This window comes from Mesorhizobium silamurunense (genome assembly GCF_014843825.1).
Lineage (GTDB): Bacteria > Pseudomonadota > Alphaproteobacteria > Rhizobiales > Rhizobiaceae > Mesorhizobium > Mesorhizobium silamurunense.
The window spans coordinates 1-12500 of sequence record NZ_JHQR01000066.1 but is presented as its reverse complement, the minus strand read 5'-3'; the positions used below and the strand labels follow the sequence as shown (position 1 = coordinate 12500).

Annotated in this window: 7 protein-coding genes, 1 tRNA gene, 2 rRNA genes and 4 pseudogenes; 6 read left to right on the top strand and 8 right to left on the bottom strand. The window is 58.5% G+C overall.

Features of this window, described 5'->3' with window-relative positions; translation table 11 throughout:
- The first annotated feature begins 108 nt into the window (after window positions 1-108).
- From DH10_RS08110 to DH10_RS08100, 3 genes are all read left to right on the top strand, one after another.
- Window positions 109-2908: ribosomal RNA gene (locus DH10_RS08110) — 23S ribosomal RNA — on the top strand.
- Between the two features lie 90 nt (window positions 2909-2998).
- Window positions 2999-3113: ribosomal RNA gene (gene rrf / locus DH10_RS08105) — 5S ribosomal RNA — on the top strand.
- 165 nt (window positions 3114-3278) lie between these two features.
- Window positions 3279-3355: transfer RNA gene (locus DH10_RS08100), tRNA-Met, on the top strand.
- On the opposite strand, the gene DH10_RS08095 is transcribed toward DH10_RS08100, so the two are convergent.
- The 8 genes and pseudogenes from DH10_RS08095 to DH10_RS08065 all read right to left on the bottom strand — a co-directional run.
- A complete protein-coding gene (locus DH10_RS08095) occupies window positions 3312-4487 on the bottom strand; it encodes a recombinase family protein (RefSeq protein ID WP_425515305.1) in 1176 nt (391 codons plus the stop codon). The two genes, DH10_RS08100 and DH10_RS08095, sit on opposite strands and share 44 nt — an antisense overlap.
- Before the next feature lie 147 nt (window positions 4488-4634).
- Window positions 4635-5009, bottom strand: a pseudogene (locus tag DH10_RS36730) (recombinase family protein); the annotation flags it as partial.
- Window positions 5010-5268: 259 nt separating this feature from the next.
- Complete coding sequence (locus DH10_RS38140) at window positions 5269-5397, bottom strand: hypothetical protein (RefSeq protein ID WP_281396730.1); 129 nt, start codon at window positions 5395-5397, stop codon at window positions 5269-5271.
- A 58-nt stretch (window positions 5398-5455) separates the two neighbouring features.
- Entirely contained in the window at window positions 5456-5668 is a 213-nt protein-coding gene (locus DH10_RS08085; protein ID WP_246811515.1) for a type II toxin-antitoxin system HigB family toxin, read from the bottom strand.
- A gap of 141 nt (window positions 5669-5809) precedes the next feature.
- A complete protein-coding gene (locus tag DH10_RS08080; RefSeq protein WP_210327768.1) occupies window positions 5810-5986 on the bottom strand; it encodes a hypothetical protein in 177 nt (58 codons plus the stop codon).
- A gap of 94 nt (window positions 5987-6080) precedes the next feature.
- Window positions 6081-6467: an FAD-dependent oxidoreductase gene (locus tag DH10_RS38135; RefSeq protein WP_192384596.1), complete on the bottom strand. Its 387-nt coding sequence runs from the start codon at window positions 6465-6467 to the stop codon at window positions 6081-6083.
- A 542-nt stretch (window positions 6468-7009) separates the two neighbouring features.
- Window positions 7010-7874, bottom strand: a pseudogene (locus tag DH10_RS08070) (ABC transporter substrate-binding protein).
- Between the two features lie 156 nt (window positions 7875-8030).
- Window positions 8031-8754 (bottom strand): annotated as a pseudogene (locus tag DH10_RS08065) (amino acid ABC transporter ATP-binding protein); the annotation flags it as partial.
- Between the two features lie 146 nt (window positions 8755-8900).
- Between DH10_RS08065 and DH10_RS08060 the strand changes: the two are divergent.
- The 3 genes and pseudogenes from DH10_RS08060 to DH10_RS08050 all read left to right on the top strand — a co-directional run bounded on the left by DH10_RS08060 (window position 8901) and on the right by DH10_RS08050 (window position 12373).
- Window positions 8901-10058, top strand: a complete 1158-nt coding sequence (locus DH10_RS08060) for a phosphotransferase (protein WP_343221491.1) — start codon at window positions 8901-8903, stop codon at window positions 10056-10058.
- Between the two features lie 22 nt (window positions 10059-10080).
- Window positions 10081-10883: pseudogene (gene hisN / locus DH10_RS08055) on the top strand (histidinol-phosphatase).
- A gap of 378 nt (window positions 10884-11261) precedes the next feature.
- A protein-coding gene (locus DH10_RS08050) for an IS3 family transposase (RefSeq protein ID WP_192384594.1) occupies window positions 11262-12373 on the top strand; the annotation gives its coding sequence in 2 pieces (ribosomal slippage) (window positions 11262-11517 and window positions 11517-12373; 1113 coding nt in all).
- Window positions 12374-12500: the final 127 nt, after the last annotated feature.

Here is a 12500-nt window from a genome sequence, read left to right as displayed (position 1 = left end):
TCGAGAAGCTGGTCTTTTTGTGCCAATTCCATTGAAGCAAGTCCCGCACAGGATTTGCTCGGATGACGATCTCTCCGAGATCGCATGATGGGTATTGGCAATGAGAACGATCAAGTGTCTTAAGGGCAATTGGTGGATGCCTTGGCATGCACAGGCGATGAAGGACGTGATACGCTGCGATAAGCTACGGGGAGGTGCGAATACCCTTTGATCCGTAGATTTCCGAATGGGGAAACCCACCTAAGGTACTTGGAAAATCAGAGCAGCAGGGCAGCTTGCTGCTGTGGTTTCCAAGTATCGATAATAGGTAACTTATCCTGAATACATAGGGATAAAGTGGCGAACGCGGGGAACTGAAACATCTAAGTACCCGTAGGAAAGGACATCAACCGAGACTCCGGAAGTAGTGGCGAGCGAACCCGGACCAGGCCAGCGGCGATGATGAGACAAGCGGAACCTTCTGGAAAGTTGGGCCATAGCGGGTGACAGCCCCGTACGCGTAATGCAAATCATCGTCCTTGAGTAAGGCGGGACACGTGAAATCCTGTCTGAAATTGGGAGGACCACCTTCCAAGCCTAAGTACTCGTGCATGACCGATAGCGAACTAGTACCGTGAGGGAAAGGTGAAAAGCACCCCGACAAGGGGAGTGAAAGAGTACCTGAAACCGATTGCCTACAAACAGTGGGAGCCCGCAAGGGTGACCACGTACCTTTTGTATAATGGGTCAGCGACTTAGTGTGACGAGCAAGCTTAAACCGATAGGTGTAGGCGCAGCGAAAGCGAGTCTGAACAGGGCGTTCAGTTCGTCGCATTAGACCCGAAACCGAGTGATCTAGCCATGAGCAGGCTGAAGGTAAGGTAACACTTACTGGAGGGCCGAACCCATAACTGTTGCAATAGTTCGGGATGACTTGTGGCTAGGGGTGAAAGGCCAATCAAACTCGGAAATAGCTGGTTCTCCGCGAAATCTATTTAGGTAGAGCGTCGACCGAATACCCCAGGGGGTAGAGCACTGGATGGGCTAGGGGTCCTCACCGGATTACCAAACCTAACCAAACTCCGAATACCTGGGAGTACTAGTCGGCAGACACACGGCGGGTGCTAACGTCCGTCGTGAAAAGGGAAACAACCCTGACCTACAGCTAAGGTCCCCAAGTTATGGCTAAGTGGGAAAGGATGTGAGGATCCCAAAACAACCAGGATGTTGGCTTAGAAGCAGCCATCATTTAAAGAAAGCGTAACAGCTCACTGGTCTAAATAAGGGTCTTTGCGCCGAAAATGTAACGGGGCTAAAGCCATACACCGAAGCTTAGGGTTCGTGAGCAATCACGAGCGGTAGCGGAGCGTTCTGTAAGCTGATGAAGCCGTACCCGTGAGGGGCGGTGGAGGTATCAGAAGTGCGAATGCTGACATGAGTAACGTAAGGGGAGTGAGAGACTCCCCCGCCGAAAGACCAAGGGTTCCTGCTTAAAGTTAATCTGAGCAGGGTTAGCCGGCCCCTAAGACGAGGCGGAAACGCGTAGTCGATGGGAACCACGTTAATATTCGTGGGCCTGGAGGTAGTGACGGATCACACAAGTTGTCCAATCTTATCGGATTGAAAGGGCAGCGGAGTGGTTCCAGGAAATAGCTCCTCCTTATAGACCGTACCCGAAACCGACACTGGTGGTCAGGTAGAGTATACCAAGGCGCTTGAGAGAACTATGCTGAAGGAACTCGGCAAATTGCACGCGTAACTTCGGAAGAAGCGTGACCCTTTTCTGCGCAAGCAGAGGAGGGTGGCACAGACCAGGGGGTAGCGACTGTTTATCAAAAACACAGGGCTCTGCGAAGCCGCAAGGCGACGTATAGGGTCTGACGCCTGCCCGGTGCTGGAAGGTTAAGAGGAGGGGTGCAAGCTCTGAATCGAAGCCCCAGTAAACGGCGGCCGTAACTATAACGGTCCTAAGGTAGCGAAATTCCTTGTCGGGTAAGTTCCGACCTGCACGAATGGCGTAACGACTTCCCCGCTGTCTCCAGCATAGACTCAGTGAAATTGAATTCCCCGTGAAGATGCGGGGTTCCTGCGGTTAGACGGAAAGACCCCGTGCACCTTTACTATAGCTTTACATTGGCATTCGTAGTGGCATGTGTAGGATAGGTGGTAGGCTTTGAAGCCTGGGCGCCAGCTCAGGTGGAGCCACCCTTGAAATACCACCCTTATTACTATGGATGTCTAACCGCGGCCCGTTATCCGGGTCCGGGACAATGTATGGTGGGTAGTTTGACTGGGGCGGTCGCCTCCTAAAGAGTAACGGAGGCGCGCGATGGTGGGCTCAGAACGGTCGGAAATCGTTCGCTGAGTGCAATGGCATAAGCCTGCCTGACTGCGAGACTGACAAGTCGAGCAGAGACGAAAGTCGGTCATAGTGATCCGGTGGTCCCGCGTGGAAGGGCCATCGCTCAACGGATAAAAGGTACGCCGGGGATAACAGGCTGATGACCCCCAAGAGTCCATATCGACGGGGTTGTTTGGCACCTCGATGTCGACTCATCGCATCCTGGGGCTGGAGCAGGTCCCAAGGGTATGGCTGTTCGCCATTTAAAGCGGTACGTGAGTTGGGTTCAGAACGTCGTGAGACAGTTCGGTCCCTATCTGCCGTGGGTGTAGGAATATTGAAAGGATCTGTCCCTAGTACGAGAGGACCGGGATGGACGGATCTCTGGTGGACCTGTTGTGGCGCCAGCCGCATTGCAGGGTAGCTATATCCGGACGGGATAACCGCTGAAGGCATCTAAGCGGGAAACCCACCTTGAAACGAGTATTCCCTGAGAACCGTGGAAGACGACCACGTTGATAGGCCGGGTGTGGAAGAGCGGCAACGCTTGAAGCTTACCGGTACTAATAGTTCGATCGGCTTGATCGTTCTCATTCCTAATATCCATTGAGGCGCAATCCGAAGGATTGTCGCCGGCACGAATAGACAGCTTCTCGATTTGAACGTGCGTTTTGCCGACCTGGTGGTTATGGCGGAGCGGCTGCACCCGATCCCATTCCGAACTCGGCCGTGAAACGCTCCAGCGCTGATGGTACTTCGTCTCAAGACGCGGGAGAGTAGGTCGCTGCCAGGTCTGCCAAGCGCACGTTCATCTCACATCCGGGTGCAAAGGATCCGGATGGAGACAAATCTTCTCCTTACGATTAGGCCCGCCAAACGGGATCCTGGGCCGCGCGAGCGGCCCTTTCATTTGGCGGTCTCTTGAATTCGGTAAGCTAAGACTTACCTCTATGGTTGACGCGGGGTGGAGCAGCCCGGTAGCTCGTCAGGCTCATAACCTGAAGGTCACAGGTTCAAATCCTGTCCCCGCAACCACCGATCCAGACACTCCCGGGAGCCCAGCTCCGGGAGTGCTCTTTTTTGTACCCCTTCCGGTCGTTTGCCGCTCGATCCAGCCGAGGATCGTGCTCAGTTCGCCGTACAGCGTGGCGTCAACTACGCCCCGGCGTGTGCCCGGGCGTAGCTCGATCTTTTCGATGAGGCCGTGGATGGCGTCTGCCGCTTCTGCCCGATCCTCCGTGCGGTTGAGAGCCTCTGTCAGCCTTTCAATTTTCTTTGCATAGATATGCGCAGCGTTCGGCAGTCGGTCCGGCACATCGTCGGGCACTTCCGTCAGCAAGATGGAAAGTTCGGCCTTACGAGCTTCTAGTTTCCCGATACGGTCCTTCAGCTTGAGCGGGGGTAGGCCGGCGAGAATCGCGTCGACCGCTTTCTCCAGTTCCCGTTCTGTCTTTTCAAGTTCTGCGCGCCAAGTCTGGGCGTTAGTGCGTCGTTCGCGATTGAGGCGGTTCGTTTCCTCCGCATAAGCGCGGATAGCTTCTGATGCCACCGCTGGCGCCATCATTCGATCCTTCAGGCCCGCCAACACGCGTTCTTCGAGTTCAGAACGTGCAATGGTTCGGCTGTTTGAGCAAGAACCGTTGCTTGTATGCGCCGAGCAGCTGAATCGGTTCGCGCCCCGTAGCGAATATGGACCCCCGCACCAACCGCAGAAGATTAGGCCCGATAGGAGCGACTTCGGACGGCGTGCGCTATTGAGCCGATTGTTGGCAAGACGCTCGCGCACCGCGTCGGTAACATTGGCAAATTTGGTGGAGATTTCGGTTTGCCGCCGCTTCGCCGCTTGCCACAATTCGTCCTCAAGGATGCGTAGGTCTGGCACATTGCTGATGATCCACTCGGATTCTGGGTTAAGGCGCGAGACGCGCCGGCCGGTCGACGGATCCTTCAGGTAGCGCTGGCGATTCCAGACCAGCCGGCCGATATAAAGCTCATTATTGATGATACCAGTGCCACGCTTCAGGTGACCTCGAATAGTCGTGTCGTTCCAGAGTCTTCCCTCGGGGCCGGGAACGCCCTCGTCGTTAAGAGCTTTGGCGATCGCACGGGGTCCGACACCGGTTGCAAAGTCCCGGAAGATCCGCCGGACGATATGTGCTTGATGCACGTCGATCTCGCGATCGCCGCGGATTGGGTCGCCGTGCACGTCCAGCTTCTTAACAAGGCGATAGCCGTAGCAAATCCCACCCCCGGATTTGCCGTTCTCGACGCGGCCGCGTAGTCCCCGATGGGTCTTGGCAGCAAGGTCTTTCAAGAACAAGGCGTTCATGGTGCCCTTGAGGCCGACATGTAGCTCGCTGATCCTGCCCTCGGCGAGCGTCACAATCGAAACGCCAGCAAAATTGAGATGTTTATAGAGTGTCGCGACGTCGGCCTGGTCGCGGCTAATGCGATCCAAGGCTTCCGCCAGCGCTATGCTGAACACCCCCCTTTGGGCGTCCTGCAAAAGCATCTGGATGCCTGGCCGAAGGATCATGCTTGCGCCCGAGATGCCGGCGTCCTTGTAAGTACTGACGATGTCCCAATTCTCGCGCTTTGCCTGCTCTCTGCAAACGTGGAACTGATCCTCGATCGACGCCTCACGCTGATTGTCGGTGGAATACCGTGCATAGAGTGCGATCCGGGTCATAGGTTGGTCTCCTATCTGCTCTCAGGCTGCCTCCTCACGACGAGTTGGCCGAATCAAAACCTTTGCCGAAATGCCAAGCTTGTCGTGCAGATTGCCTATTATCTCAATGGACAGCCCCCGCTTGCGATTGAACGTCGGCGATGCGGTTGAGGGTTCCTATCATCGGCTCCAGATCTTTCCGGCTGCTCCATGCGAAAACGGATCGCCTCGATCGGATCGGGCGGATAGATCGGATAATGCTTGGTTTCGTACGCTTCGATCAGCGTGGCCAAGACATCCAGCCGACGCCGTTCGGTGTGCCGCCCTTGGACCCCCAAAGCCGTTCGACTTCGGCAGGCGCTGCCTCGTAGCCCGCCTCGGTGCGGATCGGCTTGAGATCAGTTGCCATATTTTACCTCCGTCACGTCGATCTTATCGTAAGCCTTGTGGGTGCCGATCCATTTGATTCAGACGATGCCCAACATAACTGACACCACGAGGCGATAGTCATTGAATTTGATGTTGAAGACGATCCGCTCGGCGCTGACGATGCTTGCGGTGGCGTAGTACTTCTTGACGTCGGCAGATCTCGCCCACGCAACTTTGCTTGCTTCATCGAACCAGGCATCGAGCGCGGCCTTTTCTTTCTGCTCTGATAGCCCCTCGACGAATTCCCCCAAGCTGCGGCGGGGGATGATCTTCAGTGTTTCCTCCTTTCCATGGTCCCATTATGGAATCTATGCGCTCGTGCGATCAACCGCAGACTATAACTTTCATCGGGCTATTATGCCCTCGGCATGACGCGAAGACTCCCTGGGCGATCAGTGTTGGCGATCGCTCGCCTTCGTCTTTCGGGGAACTTCCCGCATCGCCTCGAACTGTTCTCTTGCCATCTGTCGACCAATCAACTGGGCAAGGCGAAACAAGGCTCGATCGAGGGTGGGAGCTTGCTCAGGCTTCACTACCTCGGTCCGGATCTTTTCTGTCTTGACGACCACGCATTTACTCCAGCCGGAAATCGGATGGCAACATCAAGACCCAGGAAGGAGTGTACGAAAAGAGGTGCAAACCGCTCATGCGGCATTGCGGCGGCTATAGCGTAGAGATGGGAGGGTCGGCGTCGCTTACAGAAAAGCACGACGCCCTTTGTGCGCTCGATAGGCACCGGCAGGATGATCGCGTTGACGAGCTTCGATGCCGGCTTGTCAAGACGACGAACTGACCCTTTTCGCGGCGTGATCCGGAAGGGCGGCGGCTTGTTATCTTCTCGATCAGATCGCCGAGGTTTCCGGCGGCATTGACCACGATTCGAGCCTGAACCGTCCCGGTGGAGCATTTCAGCAGCCAGCCGTCCGGGACCCGCTGTCCGCCGGTCACCTCCGTGGCACGCAGTATCACCGCACCATGGGCGATCGCCTGGCGAGCATAGGCCAAAGGCGCCGACCATGGATCGATGATGTGGTCGCCGGGAACCAGCACGGCACTCTCTCTTCATCGGACCAGCCCGCCACAAGGGGCCGAATTCTTCAAAATCGGAAGGTTAAGCTTCTCGTGGATGTCGAGATACTCAGCATAGCCTGCCTTGATGCATGCAAGCTCGAGACTTGCAGACGGCGCGTCAAAGGCCATAGCCGGAGATAGGTTCGACGTGGCGGAACGGGTTGACAGCGATATCGTCGATACACACAAAATCCAGCTCAAGACTGGCAAGTACGGCTATCCCGCGTCGGCCTTCTGGTTTGTTGCCAGCTTCCTTCCGATCCTTTCGGCCAAGGATGTCGCCGACCCGAGCTCGCTGCCGAAGCGCCCGAACGGCACCGGTCCCTTCAAGCATGTTTCCACCGACGGCGACCCAACACGCTGGCGGCCTTCGATGGCTATTATAGCGGCCCCAAGATCGATGAAATCCTTCACAACAACATGCCGGACGTCATTGCGTTTTACTCTTCTGAAACTGCTGCCAGTCCGAACGGGCGGACTGGCGCCTAAAAAGGGAGACGCCAGTCAAAAAGCCATGCTGCTCAGCTGTTGGGTTTGGGCAGGCCAGGCGGGTTGGTGCGCGACTGATCGATGGCTTCGGCGGTAAGGCTCCATTTCTTCAGCACTTCGCCATATTTGCCGCTGGCGATCAGCTCGTTGATGGCGAGCGTGATGGCATTGGCCAGGCCGCTGTCCTTGCGCGTCGCCACCGCGATCTCGGCGGTCAAAGGCCAGCCGCCGCTGACGATGCCGACCAGCTTGGTCTTGCCGCTGACGGCCGCGGCATAGGCAAGCATGGCGTTCGGACTGAACTCGGCATTCGCGCGGCCCGACTGGATGGCGAGCTGGCTTGCAGCGGAGTCGTCGTAGTACTGGACCTCGACAGGCTTCAGCCCGGCCGCGACATTCTCGCGATCCCATTCCAGCGGGATCTTTTCCTGGTTGGTGCCCGCACCCGTGATGACCTTGAGACCGGCGACGTCCTTCGGCTCCTTGATCGAGGTGATCTTGCTGTCGGCCTTCACATAGAAGCCGAGCACGTCCTGGCGGTAGGTCGAGAAGTCGAACTTCTCCTTGCGCTCCTCCGTCACCGTGACGTTGCTTATGACGGCGTCATATTTGCCGAACCGGCACCAGATCGAGCTTCAGTCCGAGCGTCTCGGCGATCAGCACGGTGATATCCGGATCGGTGCCAACCACGGTCTTGGCGTCGGTCGCATAGGTGCCGACCGGCGGATCCCACGGGCTGGTTGCCACGGTGAGATAACCTTCCTTGGCGAATTTGAAGTTCGGCGAGATCGCAGCGGCAGCCTTTTCGCTTTTTTCGGTGTGAATGCGGCCAGGCTGTTCGGGGCTCAGATCGAATTCCGCCGCCTGGGCGACGGAAGCGAAGGCGATGGCCGACAGGACCGCGCCGAAGGCGAGGGGATGAGGGTTTTCGTGACAATGTCATTGGGTCTCTCCTTGCATGATGGACGTGCGCTCTGATGTTCCGGCGGGGAGCCTTGAAGGTCGGCGGTTCGCACATGCCGCCCGCCCGGTTTCGCTGAAGAGTTCGGGGCGCTAGATAACCTTGGCGAGGAATTCGCGCGTGCGCTGGTGGGGCGGCGCCGCAAACACCCTGGACGGCGTTCCGACCTCGAGGATCTTCCCGCCTTCCATGAAGGCGATGGTGCCGGCAACCTCGCGGGCAAAGCCTATCTCGTTGGGTCACGATCACCATTGTCGTGCCGGAGGTGGCGAGTTCCTTGATGACGTCCAGCACCTCGCCGACCAGCTCGGGATCGAGCGCCGAAGTCGGCTCGTCGAAGAGCGGCACCTTCGGCTTCAAGGCGAGTGCCCTGGCAATGGCGACACGCTGCTGCTGGCCGCCGGAGAGGTGGCGCGGACAGGCATCGGCCTTCTCCGGCAAGCCGATGCGGGCGTGTAGATCCTTGGCCAGCTCAACCGCCTCGGGGCGCGCGATGCCCTGCACGGAGACCGGCGCCTCGATGATGTTCTCCAGCACCGTCAGGTGCGGGAAGAGATTGAAGTTCTGGAACACCATGCCGATCGCGGCGCGGCGCCGGCGGATCGCCGCTTCCTTGAGCTCATAGAGCGTGTGCCCGTCGCGATGGTAGCCGACCAGCTCGTCGTCGATGGTCACGAAGCCGGTGTCGGTGCGCTCGAGATGGTTGATAGTGCGCAAAAGCGTCGACTTGCCGGCGCCGGACGGACCGATGATTGCCGTCACCGAGCCCGGGGTGAGGTCGAGATCGATACCGTCGAGCACTGCCAGCGCGCCGAAGCGCTGTCATCGTCCGTTCCCTCGAACAGGACGGGCTCATCGCCAAAGGCGAAGCCCAGCGCGGCCGCGTCGGGCCGCCGACCGTACCGATTTCACTTAATCCCGAGGGCGCCTACTCCGTCGGTATCAGCGTCGGCCACCGGCAGGTGGAGGTTGTGCTCGTCGATTTCGTTGGCTCGATCCGCTCTCGCACCGTACTGCCGCTCTCGGCGACCGCGCAGGACACCAACCATCCGCAATTCTTGAGTGCCGTTGCCAAGGCCGTCGCCAATCTGCCTCAGCATCTCCATTTGCGCATCGCTGGCATCGGCCTTGCGTTGCCTGCGGACCAGGCAGAACTCGAACTGGCGCCAAAGGCGGCCCGCGAGCGGTTCGATGCGCTGCAGGACGAAGTCGAGAGGGAGATCGGCTATCCGGTTTACGTCCAGAACGACATCACCGCGGCAGCCGGCGGCGAAAGCTATCAGCCAGTGCCCGGTGGCATCAGCAATCCAAATTGGCGCGTCGAGATTGCTGGTGCCCCGCATCGTTTCTTCGTCAAGATCCCAGGCGAGGGGACGGAGATGTTCATCGACCGACAGACCGCGAATGAAGCCGGGCGCAAGGCGCACGCGGCCGGTGTCGGCGCCCGCATTTTCCACTTCTTTCCGGACACGGGCGTTGAGATCAGCGAGTTTGTCGAAGGGCTGAGAACATCTACCAATGCGGATTTTCTTGACTCGGTGGTGCGTCTCAACGGTCTTCGCGCCCTGAAGGCGTTCAATGATAGTCCGCGCCTTTCGCAGCAAAAGACCACCTTCGACATGATCGACGAGCACTTCCAGCAGGCGCTGGTGCTGGGCGGCGAGTTCCCGAGTGATTTCGGATGGTTCAACGCGCGCTATCGCGAGGCTCGGCAGGCGCTGGAAGCTTCGGGTCTCGATCTCGCGCCCTGCATGAACGACACGCTCGCTGGAAATTTCCTGCTTCATGCCGACCGCCGCGTCATGCTCGTCGATTTCGAGTACGCCTCGACCAACGACCGGGCCGCCGAGCTGGCGCTCTGGTTCGTCGAGATGTGCTTCTCGCCCGAGATCGAAGCGGAACTGATCGAGGAATACTACGGTCGCGTCGATACAGCCGTCCTAGCCCGCGTCTCGCTGTTTAAGGCGCTCGTCGACTTGAAGTGGTCGACTTGGGCCATGGTGCAGAACAAGGTCTCGCGCCTCGATTTCGACTTCTTCAAATACGGCTTCTGGAAGCACATGCGAGCACGCTTCATGATGAGCGATCCGCGCTGGCCGGACTGGCTGAAGACGGTCTGATGGCAACCGAAACGGTGAAAGCATGATTTCCCCTGAGTTCCTCCGCCGACTTGCCATGGTTGCTGCACGGGAGGCGCTGCCCCGGTTTCGGCTGCCAGGCCTGGTCGCCAATAAGTTTGCCGCCGGTTTCGATCCCGTAACGGAGGCTGACCGCGAGACGGAGAAGGCGTTACGCAGTCTGATCAGGGCGGAATTTCCGGAACACGGCCTTCTTGGCGAGGAGTTTGGTGCCGAGGGATCCGGGGCCCGGCATGTCTGGGTCGTCGATCCGATCGACGGCACGCGCTCCTACATTTCTGGCATCCCACTTTGGGGGACGCTCGTTGGGCTTTTGGAAGACGGCAATGCCGTTGCCGGAATGATGGCGCAACCGTTCATAGGGGAACTGTTTTACGCGACAGGCGACGGTAGTCACTATGAAGGGCCCACGGCCAGGGACAGCTTTCAACCCGCGCCACTGAAGACCTGTGCGAAGCCACGCTCTTCACGACGACCCCCACGATCTTCGAACCGGGGCAGCGGACCTCTTTCCATCAGTTGGAGAGGCAGGTGCGTCTTTCGCGGTACGGGACCGATTGCTATGCCTATTGCATGCTCGCCGCCGGTCAAATCGACATCGTTGTGGAGGCCGGGCGCCAGCCATACGACATCGTCGCCCTCATCCCGATAATCGAGCAGGCCGGCGGAACGGTCACCGGCTGGGACGGGGGACCCGCGGAGCGCGGTGGTGGTATCGTCGCGGCAGCCAACGCGGCTCTTCACGCCAAGGTCATAGATATTTTGCATGGAACTGCTCGTCAGACCGGATCACAGAGGGATCGCTAACCTGACATAACTGGCGCTGCGGACGATCGGCTAGAGCGGAGATCTCTTCGGAGTGGGGCTGCCTTCTCGAATGCTTCAAGAACGCCCGCGGGACCGCCCAAGATCGCCTTTGTCTTTTTAGGTAGGACAGCGCGGGCGAACATTCTTTCCCTTCGGCATACTCCGCGATTTCGCACGAACATTGCTGACTGAGCCACGATTTATAAGTGTCGCCGGTAGCAGAGTTTCCTTCACGGGATCTGTAGCCTGGCTCTGTAGACGAGCGATAAGATCTTCTGTGGCAGCTTTGGCTAAGTTAGTCTCTAATAGGTTCTGACCTGCTCCCCTGGAAAGTCCTCGCTTTGAGGTTAGCCTGTTCTCTGGAAGAGGAGACGGGCAATGAAACGATCCAGGTTCACGGACGAACAGATCATTGGCATCCTGAAGGAGCATCAGGCGGGGCTGTCCGCGTCTGAGCTGTGCCGCAAGCATGGCATCTCGGATGCGACGTTCTACACATGGCGCAAGAAGTATGGGGGCATGGAGGTGTCGGAAGCCAAACGGCTGAAGGCGCTTGAGGAAGAGAACGCGAAGCTGAAGAAGCTTCTGGCGGAGTCGATGATGGACGTGTCGACGCTCCGCGAGATGCTCGGAAAAAACTTCTGACGCCCGGCTCGAGGAGGAACGCCGTGAGCTGGGCCATGGAAGAGAAGGGCTATTCCCAGCGCCGCGCATGCGGCCTGGTGGGCATTGATCCGCGTGTCTACCGTTATCGGTCGACGCGGCCGGACGATGGCGAATTGCGTGGAAGGCTGAAGGAATTGGCGTCACAACGCCGACGCTTCGGCTATCGTCGCCTGCACATGCTGCTGAGGCGCGAGGGCGTCGAGGTCAACTGGAAGAAGCTTTACCGCCTCTACCGCGAGGAACGGCTCGCCGTTCGCAAGCGTGGCGGCCGCAAGCGGGCTTTGGGAACGCGAGCGCCGATGGCGATTCCGCAGCACCCGAACCAGCGTTGGAGCCTCGACTTTGTCTCCGACACGCTGGCCGATGGCCGCCGCTTCCGCATCCTGTGCGTCATCGACGACTTCAGCCGGGAATGCCTGGCCACAGTGGTTGACAACTCGCTGTCAGGCGAACGCGTGGTGCGGGAGTTGGATGCGATCGCCGAATGGCGCGGCTATCCACTGATGGTGGTCAGCGACAACGGAACCGAACTCACCTCGAACGCCATGCTCAAATGGCAGCAGGATCGCGGCGTCGAGTGGCATTACATCGCGCCAGGCAAGCCGATGCAGAATGGCTTCGTGGAATCATTCAACGGGCGCCTGAGGGACGAGTGCCTCAACGAGCATCTGTTCCGCAGCTATCGTCACGCCCGCGACGTCATCGAGGAATGGAGGATCGACTACAATCTGAACCGACCGCATACGAGCCTCGACGGGCTCACCCCAAACGAGTTTGCAACCCGGTCCAGATCGGACCACAACGTGAACAGGGCTAACTTATAGGCGCGGACAAAACGGGGAGCAGGTCAGTTCCGAGACAACGGTTAGTGCGGGCGTCACCGCCGCTGTCCAGTCAGCGTCGTCAAAGCAAATGAGCGAGACCTGACCTTGCCCCTCTGATCTAATCCGG